We start from the raw sequence: 379 nt of genomic DNA on the forward strand, positions 1-379 counted from the left end.
CTCCGCGGCCGTCGAGTTCTCCGCCCCGCCCGGCTACGGCGTCGATCCGGCGCGCGCCGACCTGCACGCCCGGGCCAAGGCCTATCAGCGAGCCCACCCAGGCACCGATTACGCCGCCGCCGTGGCGGCGGTCAGCAAGGCCCAGTAAGGAGGCCCCATGAGCAAGCAGTCGACCCCCATCCTCACCCTCACCCGAAAATCCGCCGGGGCGATCGGCGCCGGTCGGTTCGTCACCGCAGCCGGCGCCCAGGCGGTCGCGGACGCGAACGCGCTGGGCGTTGCCAAGTTGGCCGCCGGCGGCGCGAACGAACAGATCCCGGTGGTCGTGCTCGGCACCGCCGTCGTCGAGACCGGCGGCGCGGTGGCCGAGGGCCAGACG

The 379-nt window shown here is 74.4% G+C and carries 1 pseudogene; it reads left to right on the forward strand.

Annotated elements, in window-relative coordinates:
• Window positions 1-157 precede the first annotated feature (157 nt).
• A pseudogene (locus tag ACTFO6_RS17945) lies at window positions 158-379 on the forward strand (hypothetical protein); the annotation flags it as partial.

This window comes from Pelomicrobium sp. G1 (assembly GCF_051905455.1).
In the GTDB taxonomy this organism is placed as follows: domain Bacteria; phylum Pseudomonadota; class Gammaproteobacteria; order Burkholderiales; family UBA6910; genus Pelomicrobium.